General features: G+C 74.3%; 19 protein-coding genes. 11 read left to right on the forward strand and 8 right to left on the reverse strand.

Translation table 11 applies throughout. The features are described from left to right. Positions 1-47: 47 nt before the first annotated feature. Together BLT52_RS10780 and BLT52_RS10785 are read left to right on the forward strand one after the other, a co-directional pair. The gene (locus BLT52_RS10780) at positions 48-806 is read left to right on the forward strand and encodes an ABC transporter ATP-binding protein (protein WP_090593275.1); all 759 of its coding nucleotides are present in this window, start codon (positions 48-50) and stop codon (positions 804-806) included. A 3-nt stretch (positions 807-809) separates the two neighbouring features. Next, a complete protein-coding gene (locus tag BLT52_RS10785; RefSeq protein ID WP_090593278.1) occupies positions 810-2,660 on the forward strand; it encodes an FtsX-like permease family protein in 1,851 nt (616 codons plus the stop codon). Positions 2,661-3,893: 1,233 nt separating this feature from the next. Here the strand turns inward: BLT52_RS10785 and BLT52_RS10790 are convergent. Next, entirely contained in the window at positions 3,894-4,295 is a 402-nt protein-coding gene (locus BLT52_RS10790) for a hypothetical protein (protein WP_090593280.1), read from the reverse strand. A gap of 196 nt (positions 4,296-4,491) precedes the next feature. Beyond that, a complete protein-coding gene (locus tag BLT52_RS21685; protein ID WP_090593283.1) occupies positions 4,492-5,865 on the reverse strand; it encodes a DUF6395 domain-containing protein in 1,374 nt (457 codons plus the stop codon). 177 nt (positions 5,866-6,042) lie between these two features. Between BLT52_RS21685 and BLT52_RS10800 the strand changes: the two genes are divergently transcribed. Then, positions 6,043-6,756, forward strand: coding sequence for an Atu4866 domain-containing protein (locus BLT52_RS10800; protein ID WP_090593287.1), 714 nt, complete (start codon positions 6,043-6,045; stop codon positions 6,754-6,756). A 66-nt stretch (positions 6,757-6,822) separates the two neighbouring features. Here the strand turns inward: BLT52_RS10800 and BLT52_RS10805 are convergent, their stop codons facing one another. Beyond that, entirely contained in the window at positions 6,823-7,650 is an 828-nt protein-coding gene (locus BLT52_RS10805; RefSeq protein WP_231946258.1) for an AraC family transcriptional regulator, read from the reverse strand. 70 nt (positions 7,651-7,720) lie between these two features. On the opposite strand from BLT52_RS10805, the gene BLT52_RS10810 reads away from it, so the two are divergent. Next, on the forward strand, positions 7,721-8,533 hold the full coding sequence (locus tag BLT52_RS10810; protein WP_090593293.1) for a phytanoyl-CoA dioxygenase family protein: 813 nt from the start codon (positions 7,721-7,723) through the stop codon (positions 8,531-8,533). Between the two features lie 25 nt (positions 8,534-8,558). On the opposite strand, the gene bla is transcribed toward BLT52_RS10810, so the two are convergent. Beyond that, positions 8,559-9,467 (reverse strand): class A beta-lactamase, encoded by a 909-nt coding sequence (bla, locus tag BLT52_RS10815; protein WP_197679001.1) that lies wholly within the window; start codon positions 9,465-9,467, stop codon positions 8,559-8,561. A gap of 107 nt (positions 9,468-9,574) precedes the next feature. Between bla and BLT52_RS10820 the strand changes: the two genes are divergently transcribed. Together BLT52_RS10820 and BLT52_RS10825 are read left to right on the forward strand one after the other, a co-directional pair. Next, positions 9,575-10,438 (forward strand): LysR family transcriptional regulator, encoded by an 864-nt coding sequence (locus BLT52_RS10820; RefSeq protein WP_090593296.1) that lies wholly within the window; start codon positions 9,575-9,577, stop codon positions 10,436-10,438. Continuing rightward, positions 10,435-11,349: a serine hydrolase gene (locus tag BLT52_RS10825; protein WP_090593300.1), complete on the forward strand. Its 915-nt coding sequence runs from the start codon at positions 10,435-10,437 to the stop codon at positions 11,347-11,349. Before BLT52_RS10820 ends, BLT52_RS10825 begins: the two co-directional genes overlap by 4 nt. A gap of 9 nt (positions 11,350-11,358) precedes the next feature. On the opposite strand, the gene BLT52_RS20815 is transcribed toward BLT52_RS10825, so the two are convergent. Both BLT52_RS20815 and BLT52_RS10830 read right to left on the reverse strand, forming a co-directional pair. After that, entirely contained in the window at positions 11,359-11,520 is a 162-nt protein-coding gene (locus tag BLT52_RS20815) for a hypothetical protein (protein ID WP_157677073.1), read from the reverse strand. 631 nt (positions 11,521-12,151) lie between these two features. Next, complete coding sequence (locus tag BLT52_RS10830; protein WP_231946259.1) at positions 12,152-12,595, reverse strand: metallopeptidase family protein; 444 nt, start codon at positions 12,593-12,595, stop codon at positions 12,152-12,154. A 92-nt stretch (positions 12,596-12,687) separates the two neighbouring features. Between BLT52_RS10830 and BLT52_RS10835 the strand changes: the two genes are divergently transcribed. Genes BLT52_RS10835 through BLT52_RS10850 form a run of 4 tightly spaced genes read left to right on the forward strand, consistent with a single transcriptional unit; the run spans position 12,688 to position 15,703 of the window. After that, positions 12,688-13,056, forward strand: a complete 369-nt coding sequence (locus BLT52_RS10835; RefSeq protein ID WP_090593306.1) for a DUF3499 domain-containing protein — start codon at positions 12,688-12,690, stop codon at positions 13,054-13,056. A gap of 10 nt (positions 13,057-13,066) precedes the next feature. After that, the gene (gene manB, locus BLT52_RS10840) at positions 13,067-14,464 is read left to right on the forward strand and encodes a phosphohexomutase domain-containing protein (protein WP_231946260.1); all 1,398 of its coding nucleotides are present in this window, start codon (positions 13,067-13,069) and stop codon (positions 14,462-14,464) included. Beyond that, positions 14,461-14,655 (forward strand): Trm112 family protein, encoded by a 195-nt coding sequence (locus BLT52_RS10845; RefSeq protein WP_231946261.1) that lies wholly within the window; start codon positions 14,461-14,463, stop codon positions 14,653-14,655. The genes manB and BLT52_RS10845 overlap by 4 nt, the downstream gene beginning before the upstream one ends. Before the next feature lie 10 nt (positions 14,656-14,665). After that, positions 14,666-15,703 carry an SIS domain-containing protein gene (locus tag BLT52_RS10850; RefSeq protein ID WP_090593312.1) on the forward strand — a complete coding sequence of 346 codons (1,038 nt, stop codon included), beginning with the start codon at positions 14,666-14,668 and terminating at the stop codon, positions 15,701-15,703. Here the strand turns inward: BLT52_RS10850 and BLT52_RS10855 are convergent. Both BLT52_RS10855 and BLT52_RS10860 read right to left on the reverse strand, forming a co-directional pair. Continuing rightward, positions 15,669-16,031 carry a DMT family transporter gene (locus BLT52_RS10855; protein WP_090593315.1) on the reverse strand — a complete coding sequence of 121 codons (363 nt, stop codon included), beginning with the start codon at positions 16,029-16,031 and terminating at the stop codon, positions 15,669-15,671. The two genes, BLT52_RS10850 and BLT52_RS10855, sit on opposite strands and share 35 nt — an antisense overlap. Continuing rightward, positions 16,031-16,345 carry a DMT family transporter gene (locus tag BLT52_RS10860; RefSeq protein WP_090593317.1) on the reverse strand — a complete coding sequence of 105 codons (315 nt, stop codon included), beginning with the start codon at positions 16,343-16,345 and terminating at the stop codon, positions 16,031-16,033. Before BLT52_RS10860 ends, BLT52_RS10855 begins: the two co-directional genes overlap by 1 nt. 57 nt (positions 16,346-16,402) lie before the next feature. Between BLT52_RS10860 and BLT52_RS10865 the strand changes: the two genes are divergently transcribed. After that, entirely contained in the window at positions 16,403-17,356 is a 954-nt protein-coding gene (locus BLT52_RS10865; RefSeq protein WP_197679002.1) for a cation diffusion facilitator family transporter, read from the forward strand. The last annotated feature ends 46 nt before the right edge of the window (positions 17,357-17,402 follow it).

Consider the following 17,402-nt stretch of genomic DNA (forward strand, 5'->3'; position numbering starts at 1 on the left):
GTTCCTAGCGTTGTGGGTGTTCCTCCCGCCGACCCAGAGAGCCACTCATGCTCACCGATCTCACCTCCCGACAGACCCTCACCGGCACCGCCGTGCAGCTGGACCACGTCACCAGGACCTACCCCGACGGTGACCGCACCGTGGCCGCCCTCGACGACGTCAGCCTCGACGTCACCGCCGGGAGCTTCACCGCCGTGATGGGCCCGTCCGGCTCGGGGAAGTCGACCTTCCTCAGCTGCGCGGCCGGTCTCGACAGCCCCACCAGCGGTCGGGTGGTCATCGGCGGTACCGACCTGAGCGGCATGTCGCCCGACGCGCTCACCCGCTTCCGCCGCCAGCACGTCGGCTTCGTCTTCCAGGGCTACAACCTGGTCCCGCACCTCACCGTCGCCGAGAACGTGCGCCTCCCGATGACCCTCGCCGGGGCGGAGGTCGACCAGGACCGCCTGGAGGCCCTGCTGGCCTCGGTCGGTCTCGAGGGCAGGGACGGACGGCTGCCCGGCGAGCTCTCGGGTGGTCAGGCGCAGCGGGTCGCGATCGCCCGGGCCCTGGTGGCCTCCCCGGACGTCGTCTTCGCCGACGAGCCGACCGGCGCGCTCGACGCGGCCACGGCCGACCGGATCCTGCAGCTGCTGCGGCACTCGGTGCACGAGCTGGGTCAGACGCTCGTGCTCGTCACCCACGACCCCCGGGCGGCCAGCTACGCCGACCGGCTGGTGTTCCTCGCCGACGGCCGGATCCGCGACGAGCTCGAGGCCCCCACCCTCGAGTCGGTCACCGCGCGCGTCCTCGAGCTGGGGCGCTGAACCGTGCGCGCCGCTCTCCGCTCCCTGCTCGTCGTCAACCGCTCCGCGGTCCTCGGGGCCGGCGTCGTGGTCGCCCTCGCCGCGGTGCTCCTGGCCACGACCGCCGCCTGGCTCGAGGCCGGCATCCGCCAGCCCGAGGCCCCCTTCCTCAGCACCGTCGCCGGATCCTTCGCCGGCACCCTGGTCCTCATCACCGTCTTCATGGTCGCCAGCGTCTTCGCCGGCGTCCTCCGCCAGCGCCGGGGCGAGTTCGCCCTGCTCCGCGCCGTCGGGGCCACCGCCCGGCAGATCCGGACCTCGGTGACCACGGAGGTGCTGCTCCTGCTCGCCCTCGTCGCCCCCCTCGGAGCGGTGGTCGGGACGCTGCTGGCGCCCCTGGTCACCCCGTTGCTCCGCGACACCGGCATCGTCCCCGGTGACTTCACCCTGAGCGCCTCGGCGATCCCGGTCCTCACCACCCTGCTGGTCCTGGTGCCCACCGGCTTCCTGGCCGCCCGGCTGGCCGCGCGCGCGGCGACCCGGACCAGCCCGACCGACGGACTGCGGGCCAGCGTGGTCGACGCACCCCGGCTCTCCCGCGGACGAATCGTCGCCGCCGCGGTCACGGGGGCGCTCGGGCTCCTCGCGGCCGGCACCCCCTTCGTCGTCCCCGGCACCGTCGGCGCCGCCAGCGGCGCCTCGTCGGCGATCCTGATGATCGTCGCGGCGGCCCTCGCCGGCCCGCTGCTGGTCCACCGCGCCGCCCGACGCGGCCTGGCGATGGCCCGCGGCAGCGCCCTCGAGCTCGCGCTGGCCAACACCCGCGGGTTCTCCAGCAGGTTCAGCGCCGCGGTCATCCCCCTGGCCCTGCTCGTCGGTCTCGGCTGGGTGCAGACCGGGACGGACACCGCCGTGGCCCGCGCCGCGGAGCAGCAGCTGCGGGCGGGCATCTCCGCCGACCTGGTGGTGATGTCCCCGGCCGGTGTCACCGTCGAGCAGGCGGCGGCGGTCGCCACCCTGCCCGGGGTGGCGGCGACGACCTCGATGGGCGACGTCTCGGCATCGGTGCGCACCGAGGCGCCCGACGAGGACGTGCCGGCCCTGGACGGCCTGGCGTGGGAGCCGACGTCCCTGCGCACACTCTCGGCCGACCACGCGCTGGTCGACCCGTCGGTCCGGTCCGGGTCGCTGGACGAGCTCGCCGGCCCCGACACCATCGCGGTCAGCAGCGAGGCGCTGGCCCTCAGCGGCACCGGCCTCGGTGACACGGTGGACCTGCGGGTGGAGGGCGGTCCCGTCGTGGCCGCGAGGGTCGTCGCGGTGTACGACCGGGGGCTCGCCTTCGGGGACTACCTGGTTCGCGACCCCGGCACGGGCCCCACCGGGGCGGTCCTGGTGGACGCCTCCGCCGCCGACCCGGCAGGAGTCCGGACGGCGGTGGAGGAGATGGGCCTCACGGTCTCCACGGAGGAGGAGCACCTGGTGACCGCGACCGCGTCGGCTGACGGCGAGCGGCGGCTGTCGCTGGTCCTGATCATCGCCCTGCTCGCCTTCGTCGGGGTGGCCGCGGCCAACACCCTGGTCACCACGACGCGCAGCCGCCGCGACGAGCTCGCGCTGCTGCACCGCACCGGCGCCACCCGGGGGCAGCTGCTGCGGATGGTGCTGGTCGAGACGGCCTTCATCGCGCTCGCCTCGGTGGCCCTCGGGACGCTCGCCGTCGTGCCGGCGCTGCTGGGGGTGGGCTACGGACTGGGTGGTGGGTTGCTCTCCGGCATCGACCTGGCCGCCTGGGCCGGGTTCTCCGGGGCCGCGATCGTGATCGCTGTGATCGCCGTCCTGCCCGTCGCCTGGCGCATGGTGCGCACACGCTGACGCCCACCGGCCCGGGTCTCCCCACGAGCCCGGGCCACGTCGGCAGGGCGCCCCGGGTTCCCCGAGGGTGATCTCGCCGCGACGACGCAGCGGCGGCGACGACGACACGATCGACGCCACCCGTTCCCTCCGCTCCACGCTGCACGGCTTCTCGCCCTCGATACCGCCTGTCCCCACGTCGCCGTGAGGTGGCGACTCGCCGCCAGACGTCGCCTCGACTGGCCTGGTTCCGACACATCGCGGCCACTCGCCGCCCGCGGCACCGAGGCGGCGCCGAACGCTCGCCGGCTGGGGGGGGGGGGGGCGACTGGCCGCCAGACGTCGCCTCGGCCGGTGCTGACGCGACAGATCGCGGCCACTCGCCGCCTGCAGCACCGAGGCGGCGCCGGACGTTCGCCAGTGGGGGTGGCGACTCGCCGCCAGACGTCGGCTCACCCGGCGTGGACCCGACAGATCGCGGCCAGTCGCCGCCCGCGACACGGGGGTGGCGCCGGACGCTCGCCAGCGGAGGTGGCGACTCGCCACCAGACGTCGGCTCATCCGGCCGCGACCTGACACATATCGGCCAGTCGCCGCCGCGGCGCCGGACGCACGCCAGTGAACGTGGCGACTTGCCGGCAGACGTCGCCTCGGCCGGTGGTGATGCGACAGATCGCGGCCAGTCGCCGCCCGCGCGGCACCGCCGCGGGGCGCCGGACGCACGCCAGTGGACGTCGCGACTTGCCGGCAGACGTCGCCTCGGCCGGTGGTGACGCGACAGATCGCGGCCAGTCGTCGCCTGCAGTTTGGGGCAGCATCGGAGCGCACGGCGCGCGAGGTGGCGACTCGCCGCCAGACGTCGCCTCGCCCGGCCTGGTCCTGACACATCGGGGCCACTCGCCGCCCGCTGCACCGAGGCGGCGCCGGACGCTCGCCAGTTGGGGGTGGCGACTGGCCGCCAGACGTCGCCTCGGCCGGTGCTGACGCGACAGATTGCGGCGACTCGCCGCCTGCAGCTTGGGGCAGCTTCGGAGCGCACGGCGCGCGAGGTGGCGACTCGCCGCCAGACGTCGCCTGGCCCGGCCGGGACCTGACAGATCGCGGCCACTCGCCGCCCGCTGCACCGAGGCGACGCTGGACGCTCGCCAATGGGGGTGGCGACTGGCCGCCAGACGTCGGCTCACCCGGCCCGGTCCCGACACATCGCGGCCACTCGCCTCCCGCAGCGCCGAGGCGGCGGGACCCGCGGCTCGTCTACTGCCAGACGAACAACGAGGAGCCGCCCCGGCACTCCTCGGGGAGGTAGGCGTCCACGGAACGACCGAACCCGCCGCCGGCGGTGAACGTGTCGCCGAGGTGGACGGTGCCGTGGTCGGGCACGACGACGCTTCGACCGTCGTCGGTGAGGACCGTCCCGAAGGGGAGCTGGAGGACGGTGACGCCGCCCGCGTCACCGACGTCGAACGCTAGGCACCCGCGCTCGGTCCGAGTCAGGACGCCTCCGGCGAGGGCCAGCATGTAGGTCTCGGGCTCCTCGGCCGCAGCGATGAGGGTCGAGCCACCGGCGCGCTGCACGACCGGGGGATCGGTCGATGACCCGAAGCCGAGGCCCCGGTCGAGCACGAACCAGACCAGGCCCACGACGGCGGCGCACACGCAGGCAGCGGCCAGGACCGGAGCCGTCCGGCGGTTCCTGGGAGGACGCGTGGGCTGGTCGAGCACCCGACTCACCACCCTCCGCGGTCACCGCTGACCCGACCGCCGTAGACCTCGACGCAAGGACCCCATCGTGGCACTCCCGGAGGCCCTGGCGCCGCCGTCGTCGCCGTCGCCACCCCCGGCACGGTCACCGCTACCTGAGCAGCCGCCGCAGCCGGGCCCGCGGCCGGAGCCGTCCGCGCAGCCGGCGGAGCCCTGCCGCCACGGGTGGGTCGAACGCCTGCAGGGTGGTCAGCAGCTGCTGGTGGGCGAACGCGTCCTCCTCCACCCCCACCGGACGCCACGCCCTCAGCCGGTCCTGCTCCGCCGAGGTCATCGGTCCCAGGTGCTCGTCCAGGACGCGGCGCGCGTGGTCCCGGTCGGCAGCCGGGAGCCGGCTCAGGTAGGGCGGGAAGTACCGGGCGAACAGGGAGTGGTCGACCTGGTCGCACCGCACCTGCTCGCGCAGCAGCGTCAGCACCTCGTCCTGGCCGGCGTAGCCCGCGAGCAGGAAGCCGTAGACGTTCCCCGGGTCCAGCGGCACCCGGGTCAGGACGCGACGCACCGACTCCTCCCGGTAGAAGCGCTCGAGGTGGTCCGCGGTCCACTCCTCGGAGGACAGCGCACGCTCCAGCAGCCCCTTGCGGAAGCACTTCTTGCAGCGGTCGCAGGGCTCGAGGCCACCCCTGACGCAGGACCGGGCGAGCGCGGCGTACGGCGAGCCGAGCACGATCCTGGTCGTGCCCACCTCGGAGACGCCCGCCACGACGGGGGAGACCGGCAACCCGACCGCCGCGAGGACACCGACCAGCTTCCGCACCGCGGACCGCCTGGACCACTCCTGGAACCCACCCGCACCACCGACCGCGTAGGCCGCCTCGAGGGTGTTCCCCCAGCTGATCGAGCGCAGCCCCAGCCGGTCGGCCAGGAGGACGGCGGGGACGGCGCTGGCCCAGTGGGTCGGGAACCCGGTCGGCACCCGGACGTGCTCGAGGTCGGTGTCCACCACGTGGGTCTCGTGGCCCTGCCTCGCGAGGGTCGCCAGGGCGTGCCTCGCGGCGACGCTGCGGTCGTCACGGACCGGTGCCCGGCCTGGGCGCACCCGGTGCAGCAGCACCAGGGGGGTCTCCGGGGGCATCAGCACCATCGCCGCGGTGGAGTCCACGCCGGCGCTGAAGGCCAGCCCCGGACGTCCACCGGGCGGCGCGTCGCGCGGTGCCACGTCCCCGCCCGCGCTCAGCTCCAGCCCGTAGCCCCTCGCGACGGCGGAGGCCAGACGGTGACTGACCCCGTCGACGCCCCGCAGGACCAGCCGGTGGGTCGTCCACGGCTGCGCCACCAGGAAGACCGACAGGGCCACCAGGTCCGGGTGCAGCTCCCCGAGCGGCAGCCCGTCCGGCGACCAGACCGAGAAGGACCGCCGACCCAGCTCGCTCCCGCCCGGGACGCCCGCACCGCTCGCGTCACCGGGCTCGGGCTCGAGGACCACGTGCAGACGGGAGGCGTCGGAGCCGACGACGGCGATCACCGGGAGAGGCTAACCCTGCCTCCGGTGCCGGTCGTGGTCGCCCGCCAGGAGCCCGGGTGCCAGGCACCCGGGCACGGTGCTCCCCGGTGCTGCGCGGTCTCCCTGGAGGCCGGGATCCGGCCGAGTCTGGTCCTGGCCCCGCGAACCGCGCCGGGTCGGGACAGGAAGAGAGAACGCATGTCTGACGACGCTGCGCGCGAGGCCTCGGTGCTGGAGGCCGTGGTCCGGGCGACGACGACCGATCCCCAGCCGATCCTGCTGAGCGGGGGCGCCGTGGTCAGCCGCAACCCGCTGATGGGGGACTGGGAGCAGGCCGACGTCCTGCTGGGTGGCTCGCGGGTCGTCGGCGTCGGGCCCGGGCTGCTCCCCGCCGCCGGGGACGACGGCATGCTGGTGGTCGACGTCTCCGGCTGCCTGGTGCTGCCGGCCCGGCCGGACTTCACCGCCGCGCCGGGGAGGGGGGAGGGCACGCTCACCTCGGGCGTGGCCGCCGACCTCGCCGTGGTCCGCATCGCCGACCGGGCCGCTCTGCCCGCGGGTCCGGTGGTCAACCGCCCCTCCCTCCTCGACATCGTCGTCGTCGGGGGTCGGGTCACCGTGTGGGACGGGCAGTCGGTCGCCGGGACGGAGGGCACCCAGCCGCCGGTGGTGGCCGACGCCGAGCACGGCTACGCCGGGATGTGGATCGACGACACCGGGTTCCTGCACCAGGAGCTGCTCCCCGACGGGCGCTACGACGAGACCCGCGGCGGACGCCCGCACGCCTACCAGGGCCGTTACTGGATCACCGGGGACCACATCGAGTACCTCGACGACCTGGGCTTCTGGGCCTACGGCGAGTTCCGCGACGGGGTGCTGCACCACGGGGGCTACCGCCTGACGCGGTCCTGACCTCACGCACGGGGCGTCCGGGAGCACCCGGGCGCCCCGTGTCCCGCCCAGCCCGATCTGCCGACGTCAGGACGGGGGCGGCGGGGCGTGCTCGCGGCGGTAGCGCAGCGGCGTCGTCCCCACCAGCTGGCGGAAGCGGGTGGAGAAGTAGGGCGGGTCGCTGAACCCGACCTCACGGGCGACGTCGGCCACCGGACGACGCGTGTGCTCCAGCAGCAGCCGGCTGCGGGCGATCCGCTGGCCCTCGAGGTACCGCGACGGCGAGGTGCCGACCTGGGCGGTGAACAGGTGGGCGAAGCGCGACGGCGACAGGTGCACCGCCGCGGCCATCTCGGCGACGGACAGGGGCCGGGCCAGGTTCTGGTCCAGGTGCTCCAGGGACCGCAGGATCCGGGAGTCGATCGGGGCCGCCCGCGGGTTCTGGGTGTCGCACAGCAGCAGCACCAGCTCCAGCGCGTTCATCGCGAAGAGGTCGGCGCGCGGACGGTCCGAACGGCACCAGAGGGCCGCGGCCGACCAGCTGGGCGTCGTCCGCTGCTGCACCTCCTCGTCGAGCACGACCTGGCCGATCCCGGGGGCCACCTGCGGCCAGTCCAGCAGCACCGACCACTCCGGTCGGGGGTGGAAGTGGCTGAAGGCGATGTCCCAGTGCCGCAGCTCCTCGTCGACCCCGTAGTCGTGCGGCGTGCCCGGCGAGATGAGGGTGGCGGTGGACGGGTCGGCGGTCACCTCGACTCCGCCCGGGAGACGCAGCAGCCCCCGCCCCGCCCGGGTGTGGATCAGCAGCCAGTCCGTGGTGCCCCGCGGGCGGACCACCCGGTAGCCGGCGGACTCGACCAGCAGCCCGGCGGAGAGCCGGTCGACCTGCGGGGTCGTGGTGAGTGGACGGCGCACAGCAGGATCTTGAAGGAAGCGAGCCGTCCTGTCCATGGTGGGCCGGGACGTCCGCGCCGAGCATTGACCCATGAGCACCGTGATGCACAGCACCACCGACAGCGCCCGGAAGACCTATGACGAGCTCGGCGTCCTCCAGCTCCGCGGGCTGATCACCCCCGGCGAGATCGCCGAGATCCGATCCGCGTTCATGGAGCAGGTCCAGCAGGATCGCACCCTGGGCTTCGACGACCACCTGAGCCCTGACGACGTGCTGCGGAAGTACCCGCGCTTCGTCCACCCGCACCGTCACCCGGACACCGCGATGGGACGCGTCGCCCGCCGGCTGATGCTGGACCGGCGTCTGTTCGACGTGGTCGAGAACCTCGTCGGCCCGGCCCTCGCCGCCCAGTCGATGTTCTACTTCAAGCCCCCGACCGCCCGCGGGCAGGCGCTGCACCAGGACAACGCCTTCCTCCAGGCGCACCCGGAGACGTGCGTGGCCGCCTGGATCGCCGTGGACGACTGCGACGCCGAGAACGGTGCCCTGCGGGTGGTGCCGGGCTCGCACCGGATCCAGCTGCTGTGCCTCGAGCCGGCCGACGAGACGCTCTCCTTCACCTCCGGCCAGGTCCCGGTCCCGGACGAGGTCGAGATCGTGCAGACCACCATGCAGGCCGGGGACGTCCTCTTCTTCCACGGCAGCCTGGTGCACGGCTCGCACCCCAACACCAGCACCGACCGCTTCCGCCGCTCGCTGATCTTCCACTACGTCCCGCAGGCCTCGCAGGAGGTCTCCGCCTTCTACGACCCGCTGGTCACGGCCTCGGGGGAGGAGATCAGCATCGCCGCCGCGGCCGGCGGCGGCGCCTGCGGGGAGGGCTGGGTCGGGGGCCCGCACTGACCGTCCGCGCGGGCCCCCGGGGTGGTCAGCGGGGACCGAGCTCCTCGACGCAGATCCGCCCGGCAGCGGCCACCACGGCGTCGTCGCGGACGGCTTCCGGGTCGTCGGAGCGGACCAGCACCGACAGGGCGAGCGGGGTGCCGTCCGGGGCCCAGGCCACGCCGACGTCGTTGTTGACGGCGTAGCCGCTGCCGCCGGTCTTGTCGGCCAGCGTCCAGCCGGCCGGCAGCGCGGCACGCAGGCGGGCGGCGCTGGTCTGGTTGCCCAGCATCCAGCCGGTGAGGCGCTCGCGCTCACGCGGCCGGAGACCCCGGCCGGTGAGCAGGCTGGTGAAGGTCCGGCCGATGGCGCGGGGGCTGGTCGTGTCGGTGACGCGGTCCGGCTCGGCGGAGTTCAGCTCGGGCTCCCAGCGGTCGAGCCGGGTGACGTCGTCGCCGAGGCGTCGGGCCATCCGGGTGATCGAGGCGGGACCGCCGGTGAGGGCCATCAGCTCGTTCGCCGCGGTGTTGTCGCTGAGCTGGAGGGTGGCGACGCACAGCTGCTCCACGGTCGGCACCACGCCCCGATCGGCGCACTCCTCCACGAAGGGGGAGTAGTCGACCATGTTGGCCGGGGGGATGTGCACCGGTCGGCGCAGGACCCGGGGGTCGGGGGAGACGAGGTCGCCGCTGAGCACGGCGGCCACGGCCAGGGTCTTGAACACCGAGCACATCGGGAAGAGGGTGTCGGCGCGGTGGGCCAGCTCGGCGCCGGTGCGGAGGTTGCGCGCCCACACGCCGATGGTGAGGTCGTTCGCCGCCTCCAGCTCGGCGAGCCGGTCCAGGGGACGGGAGGTGGTCTCGGCACCGGCGGACGGCGCCCCGGTTGCCAGCCCGAGGGCGACGGCGGAGGAGGCGGCGAGCACGGTGCGACGGGTCACTGCTGGTGAGGTCATGACGCCCATGCTGGGCAGCCCGGCGTGCCCGGCGCCAAGACCGAGCAGCCCGGACCCATGCGGGCTCGACATGGGTCCGCGCAGGTGCCGGCGCCTACTGTGGCGACGTGGACGTCGTCGAAGCCCTGCGTGCCTTCCGGGCGGTGGCCCTGACCGGCAGCTTCACCCGCGGGGCCGAGCGGTGCGGGGTGCCGCAGCCGGTGGTGAGCCGCCGGGTCGCGGCGCTGGAGCGGGTGCTCGGGGTGGAGCTGCTGGAGCGGACGTCGCGGTCGGTGACCATCACCGAGGTGGGCCGCCGGGTGCTGCCGCACGCCGAGGAGCTGGTGGCCCAGTGGGACCAGGTCGTCGCGCTCACCGGCAGCCAGCAGCCGCCGCTGGTGGTCGCGCTGCCCCTCGACCCCGACCCGCGGGCCCTGGCCACCATCAGCCAGGGGCTGCCCGACCACGACGTGCGCTTCCTGGAGGCCGGGCGCGAGGAGCGGCAGCGGGCCTGGCAGTCCGGACGCGCCGACGTCGCCCTGCTCGCGGCCCCACCCGAGCCCGGCACCATCGACCAGCCGCTGGGTGTCGCCCTGGCCGACCCGCCGCCGGGCGCCGGCTCCTTCTCCCTGGCCTGGCTCCGGCGACCGGTGCGCGAGCGCGACCGGCCGCCCCGGGTGGTCCACCTGCAGCCCGAGGACGACGTGGCCCACGTCCGCGACCCGCTGCAGCGACTGGTGCACGCCCACGGGCTGCGCACCGACCAGCTGCTGCTCACCCCCGGCCGCACCGACGCGATGGTGCGGGTGCACGAGCGCGGCGACCTGCTGCTCTGCACCCGGTCCGAGGCCGACGCCGCCGGGCTCGCCTGGCTGCCGGTGCGCGGGGTGGTGCTGGTGCGGGCGCACCGGGTGGCCCACCGCGGGGACCTGGTGAGTGACGTCGAGCTGGACCGGCTGCGTCGCCGGCTGGCCCGGGCGGTGTCGGCGTGAGCTCGGACGTCGCGGGCGGGGCGCTGCAGGTGGTCGCCGCCGACGTCGAGCAGGAGTGGCGTCGGGCCGGGCTGTCCGGCGGGTTCCTGGCCCGGCACCTGCAGACCTCGGAGCAGCTCGGGTTCGGCGTGGACCGGGTGCTGCCGCTGGCCTCGGTCGTGAAGGTGCCGCTGGCCCTGGTGGTGCTGGACGAGATCGCGTCCGGCCGGCTCGACGGGGCGCAGCAGGTGCGGCTGGACCCGGCGGAGCGGACACCCGGTCCGACCGGGCTGTCGGTGTTCGCCCACCCCTCCTCGGTGGCGGTGGAGGACCTCGTCACGATGAGCCTCGCGGTCAGCGACAACGCGGCCACCGACGCCCTGCTGGCCCTCGTCCCGCCGGACGTGGTGACCACCCGGCTGCGCCGGTGGGGGTGGCACGACCTCACCGTCCGCCACCCGCTGCACGAGCTCTACACCGCCCTCGGTCGGCTGCCCGAGCGCACCCGTTCCGACCTCCGCGAGCTGGCGGTGAGCGCCTCGACCCAGGGTGGCGGTCACGTGCTGCCCCAGCTCGACGTCGCCCACGCCAACGCGGGTTCGGCCGGGGCCCTGGTGGAGCTGCTGGCCGCGGTCTGGGGCGACCGGGTCGGCGCCCCGGGGGTCGCGGCCCGGCTGCGTGGGGCGATGGGCCACCAGCTGGTCAGCCCGCGGCTGGGGGTCGAGCTGGCCAGCGACCTCACCACGCTGCGGAGCAAGACCGGGAGCTTCCTCAACCTGCGCCACGAGATCGGGGTGGTGACCACCGCCGAGGGCGACCAGGTGGCGATCGCCGCGCTGGCCGTGTCGTCGGTGCCGGCCGAGCAGCAGCCGGAGGCCGACGCCACCATCGGGGCGGGGGCGCGGATGGCGGTCGAGGCGCTCACGGCCTGACGCGCCGGGTCAGTGGGTGAGGGGACGTCCGCCGGGAGTGCGCACTGAAGCGGCGTTCGCGGACCACCAGCGCGAGAGCCTCTCGGCCAGCACGGTGACGGCGACCCGGTGCGGGGTGGACATGGTGGGCGGCGGGAGGACCCGGTCGTCGGGTCGGGCTGACGTGCTCATGCGTCCAGCGTGCCCTCGACAACCGTGAAGCACCAGCAAACGTTCCTTCCGTACCGTTCAGTGTCCCTGTCGCATCTGAAGTGATGTGCGACGCGGCCGGCGCGATCTCGTGTCGGTGTCTCGAAGTCGATCGCCGATACGCGGCTCCGAGATAGCAGCACCTGGTTGTGCACATGGGATGCCGCGGTTCTTGGGCCTCTTGTCCGGTCGGGTCCCCGATCCAGCCATCGAGCTACCTCGCGAACGTGGTCCGGTCTGGTGGGTTCGGCGGCAGGACGCACTGCGTTGCGCAGAGGCGGTCGCTGAGCAGACACCACCCCACATATGTCCAGTGGTGTCTGCTGAGCGACCGGTTGTGCACGGGCACCCCGGCCGAGCCTGGCCACCGGGAGACACCGGGGCGAGCCGCTGGCCCACAGGGGGCTGCTGGCTCGGGCGGCCGGCTGACGCGCAGAACCGGTCTCTCAGCGGACGCCACTGGAGATGTGTCGAGTGGTGTCAGCTGAGGGACCGGTTGTGCGCCCGGCAGTCCGAGCCGGAGTCATCGTCGTGTGCCGTCGCGTTGTGGCCTTCGCCCGGCCAGGCGCAACAAGGGGGCGATCCGGTGCCGTGACGGGTCCTGGCGAGATGGTCAGTCGAAGTCGTCGTCGGCGGCGTCGGGGTCGATCTCGTCCACGCTCAGACCGGTCAGGGCGGCCAGCTGCTCGACCAGCGTCTGGTGCACGAGGACCCGCAGCATCGCGCTGTCGTCGGCGCGAAGCTCCAGCGGCCTCCGGTAGACCACCACCCGGCCGGGGGTCGTGTCGGTCGGCTCGAGGGCCGCAGCCAGGGGCACCCGGTCCCCGCTCCAGGCGGTGGCCAGCAGGGGGACGTCCTCGATGCCCACCTCGATGCCGGCGACGGCCTCGGGGCAGGTCGCGGCCACCCGGGCCAGGGCGTCGCGCACGGCCCGGTCGAAGACCTCGCTGCGCTCCGGGGCGCGGCGCAGCCGGACCGGTGCGCCGGTGTAGCGGTTGGGGAGCGCCATCGGGCCGCGGATCCCGCGCTGGTGGCGGTCACGTCGACGGCTGGGCACCCACCCACCCTAGTCCGGGCCGGCGGGGTCGCGAACGTCACAGTTCGGCGGGTTGGGCGACCCGCGGGGCCGTCGGGCGCTACGGTCTGGCCATGAGGTCAAGGCGATGCTCCCGCACCAGCTGCTCGGGGCAGGCGGTCGCCACCATGACCTACGTCTACGCCGACTCCACCGCGGTGCTGGGCCCGCTGGCGCTGCGCGCCGAGCCGGGGGCCTACGACCTCTGCTCCCGCCACGCCCAGGGGCTCAGCGTGCCGCTGGGCTGGGAGGTCATCCGGCTGGCGGTCGAGGAGCAGCCGGCCCACAGCGTCGACGACCTGCTGGCGCTGGCCGACGCCGTGCGCGAGGTCGGGCTGGCCGCCGAGGCCGTCGCGCCGACGGCTCCGTCGGCGCCGCCGAGCGAGGTCGTCGAGCTGGCCCGCCGCCGGCACCTCACCGTGCTCGCCGATCCCGACCGCTGAGGGGCCGGACGTGCTCGACCAGACGATGTTCAAGGCCAACGACATCCGTGGCCGCGTGGGCCCCGGGGGTCTCTGGGACGCCGACGGCGCCCGTGTGCTCGGCCGCTCCTGGGTGCAGGTGCTCGGGCTCGTCCCCGGTGACCGCCTGGTGCTCGGCCGCGACATGCGCACCAGCAGCCCCGAGCTGAGCCGGGCCTTCGCCGAGGGCGTCACCGGCTGCGGGGTGGACGTCGTCGACACCGGGCTGTGCAGCACCGACGGCCTCTGGTTCGCCTCGGGTTTCCTGGACCTCCCCGGCGTGATGTTCACCGCCAGCCACAACCCCGGTCACGACAACGGCATCAAGTTCTGCCTGTCCGGCGCCCGCCCCGTCTCGGCGTCGCACCTGGTGGAGCTGGCCGGGGTCGCCCTGGCCGGCAGCGCCACCGTGCCCGACGGCGTCACCCCCGGTCGGGTCGAGTCCCGGGACCTGCTGCCGGACTACACCGCCCACCTGCACTCCCTGGTCGACCTCTCCGGGCTGGGTGAGGCGCCGCCGCTGACCGTGGTGGCCGACGCCGGCAACGGCATGGCCGGCCACACCCTGCCCAGCGTGCTCGGCGGGCTGCCGATCCGCCTGGTCGGCCTCTTCACCGACCTCGACGGCAGCTTCCCCAACCACCAGCCCAACCCGCTGGAGCCGGAGAACCTGGTCGACGCCCAGCGTGCGGTCCGTGAGCACGGTGCGGACCTGGCGCTGGTCTTCGACGGCGATGCCGACCGCTGCTTCATCATCGACGAGCGGGGTGAGGTGGTCGCGCCCTCGGCCATCACCGCGCTGATCGCCGCCCAGGAGCTGGCTCGCGAGCCCGGCGGCACCGTGGTGGTCAACACCATCACCAGCCGCAGCGTGGCCGAGGTCGTGCAGGAGTCCGGCGGCACGGTGGTGGTGTCCAAGGTCGGCCACACCTACGTCAAGGCGGTGATGGCCGAGCACGACGCCGTCTTCGGCGGGGAGCACTCCGCGCACTACTACTTCCGCGACTTCTGGCGCGCCGACACCGGCATGCTGGCCGCCCTGCACGTGCTGGCGCTGCGGGCCCGCGAGGGACGTCCGGTCTCGGAGCTGGTGGCCCGATTCGAGCGCTACGTCGCCTCCGGGGAGCTGAACTCCACCGTGGCCGACGCGGCCGCCACCTGCGACCTCGTCGAGACCGCCTTCGCCGGCCGCGGCACGGTGGACCGCACCGACGGGCTGACGGTCTCCGGGGAGGGCTGGTGGTTCAACCTGCGGGCCAGCAACACCGAGCCCCTGCTCCGGCTGAACGTCGAGGCCGTGGTTGGATCGCAGATGGAGTCGGTACGCGACGAGGTGCTGGCGCTGGTGCGCGGCACGACGACCCCCGACCTTCTGACGAACGGAGCATGACGATGGCGGTGGACCTGGCCCCCGAGCTGCTGGAGATCCTGGCGTGCCCGAACTGCCACGCCAGCCTGGCCGTGGACCACGAGGCCGAGGAGCTGGTGTGCACCGACCCGGCCTGCGGGCTCGCCTACCCGGTGCGCGACCAGATCCCGGTGCTGCTGGTCGACGAGGCCCGCCGGCCCGCGGAGAGTTGAGGAGGCCGGCGTGGTCGCGTTCGAGGACTACCGTCTGGAGGACCGCGCCGTGCTCGAGGCGGCCGACCCGCTGCTGCGCCGCCTGGCCGGTGCCGGAGCGCGGATCCGGGTCGAGGCCGAGGCCGCCCGCGAACCCACCTCGCTGCTGGACGAGGCGATCCGTCCCCGCGCCGTGATCGCGGTGGGCAGCGAGGCCCGGCTGGTCCGCTCGCTGCTGGAGCCGGTCTGCCCGGTGCCGATGATGGCCTGGCCCGGGCCGGCGCTGCCCGGCTGGGTCGGACCGCTGGACCTGGTGGTGGTGCTGGCCGCCCACGGGGGCGAGCAGTCGCTGGTGCACGCCGCCTCCGAGGCCGTCCGCCGCGGTTGCCAGCTGCTGGTGGCCGCGCCGGAGTCCTCGCCGGTGGCGGAGTCGTCGATGTCGCGCTCGACCACCCTGCTCACCACCCGCACCTCCGACCCGCTGGCTGCGGTGGCGGTCACCGCAGCCGCGCTGCACGCTCTCGGGCTCGGGCCGGTCCTGGACCTGGAGTCCGTGGCCGGCGCGCTGGACCGGGTCGCGGAGGAGTGCTCGCCGTGGGTGGACCTGTCCTCCAACCCGGCCAAGGACCTCGCGCTGTCGATGGCCGACACCGAGCCCCTGGTGTGGGGCGGGTCGGTGCTCGCGGCCCGAGCCGCCCGCCGGGTGGCCGAGGCGCTGCGCGCGGCCAGCGGACGTCCGGCGCTGGCCACCGACGCCGAGGCGCTGATGCCGGTGATCACCGCCGCGGAGCCGCGGGACCCGTTCGCCGACCCCTTCGACGCACCGATCACCGACCGGCGCCCCTGCCTGCTGCTGCTCGAGGACGGCCACACCAACGAGCTCCTCGCGGTGGCCCGGCGCCAGCTGGAGGGTGCGGCGGAGATGGCCGACGTGCGGACCTGCAAGGTGCTGCAGGACGAGGGCAGCGAGCTGCTCCGCTACGCCGTGCTGCTGCAGAAGGGTCTCTACGCCGCCGCGTACCTGGCCATCGGGCTCAACCGCCTGCAGGACCCGCCGTCGGACTGGTGACGTCCTCACCGGGGCCCTTCACCAGTTTGAGCCCGATCACGCAGCCGACGATCCCCACCAGGAACAGCACCTTGAGCACCCCGACCGGCTCCTCGCCGGTCAGCATCGCCCAGGTGACGGTCAGCGCGGCGCCGACCCCGGTCCAGACCGAGTAGGCCACCGAGATCGGGATCTGCTTCATGGCCATGCCGAGGCCGGCCATGCTGGCGGCCGAGGCGACCAGGAACACCACCGTCGGCAGTGGCCGGGTGAACCCGTCGGACTGGCCCAGCGCCGTGGCCCAGACGGCCTCCAGCACCGCGCTCACCAGCAGCACCACCCACGCCATCAGCTGACCACCTTGAGTCCGACGACGCAGCCGACCAGGGCGGCCAGCAGCAGCAACCGCGCCACCGTGGCTCGCTCGGTGCCGCGGGCGATCGCCACCACCACCGTCAGCACCGCCCCCACGCCGACCCACACCGCGTAGGACGTCCCGGTGGGGATCGAGCGCATCGCCCAGGCCAGCCCGGACATGCTGGCCACCAGCGCCACGACGAACACCACCGAGGGCCAGAGCCGCTTGAAGCCCCGGGACTCGGCCAGGGCCGTGGCCCACACCGCCTCCAGCACCCCGGACAGGACCAGCACCACCCACGCCATGCCCGCCACCCTAGGCGGGTGGGACCTCGCGTGCGGCCCGCCCGACCTGCTGACAGGATGTGCCGCGTGAGCGCATCCGGTGGTACCAAGGCAGTCGTGGCGGCGCTGGTCGCCAACCTCTTCATCGCCGTGACCAAGTTCGGGGCCTGGGCCCTGACCGGGGCCTCCTCGATGCTCGCGGAGGCGATCCACTCGGTGGCCGACTCGGGCAACCAGGCGCTGCTGCTGCTCGGCGGGCGTCGGGCCAAGCGGGCCGCCACCCCGGAGCACCCCTTCGGCTACGGCCGCGAGCGCTACATCTTCGCCTTCATCGTCTCCATCGTGCTGTTCAGCGTCGGTGGGCTCTTCGCGCTCTACGAGGCCTACCACAAGTACGAGGAGGTGCACTCCGGGGCGCCGAACGAGCTGATCGAGGGGCGCTGGTGGTGGGTGCCGCTGGTGGTGCTGACCGCGGCGATCATCGCCGAGTCCTTCTCCTTCCGGACCGCCATCCGCGAGTCCCGCCACGTCAAGGGCAAGCAGACCTGGGTGCGCTTCGTGCGCTCGGCCCGCTCCCCGGAGCTCCCGGTGATCCTGCTGGAGGACCTCGGCGCCCTGCTCGGCCTGGTGTTCGCGCTGATCGGCGTCGGGCTCACCCTGCTGACCGGCAACGGCTACTTCGACGTGGCCGGGACCGCGATGATCGGCGTGCTGCTGGTGGCCATCGCGGTGGTGCTGGCCATCGAGACCAAGAGCCTGCTGCTGGGGGAGTCCGCCACCCCGGAGTCGGTGCGCAAGATGACCGCCGCGCTGGAGGGCACCAACGGCGTCAACCGCGTCATCCACATGAAGACCCTGCACCTGGGCCCGGAGGAGGTGCTGGTGGCGGCCAAGATCGCCGTCGACGCCACCGACTCCGCCGCCGAGGTCGCGGCCGTCATCAACCGGGCCGAGGCCGCCATCCGCGCCGCCGACCCGATGGTCAGCGCCCTCTACCTCGAGCCCGACCTCGACCGCAGCGCGGTCCGCTGACCCTTCCGCCGCGTCCTGCGGGCTGCCACGTAGTCGGAGTGCTCAC

It is taken from the genome of Auraticoccus monumenti, assembly GCF_900101785.1.
Classification (GTDB): Bacteria; Actinomycetota; Actinomycetes; order Propionibacteriales; family Propionibacteriaceae; genus Auraticoccus; species Auraticoccus monumenti.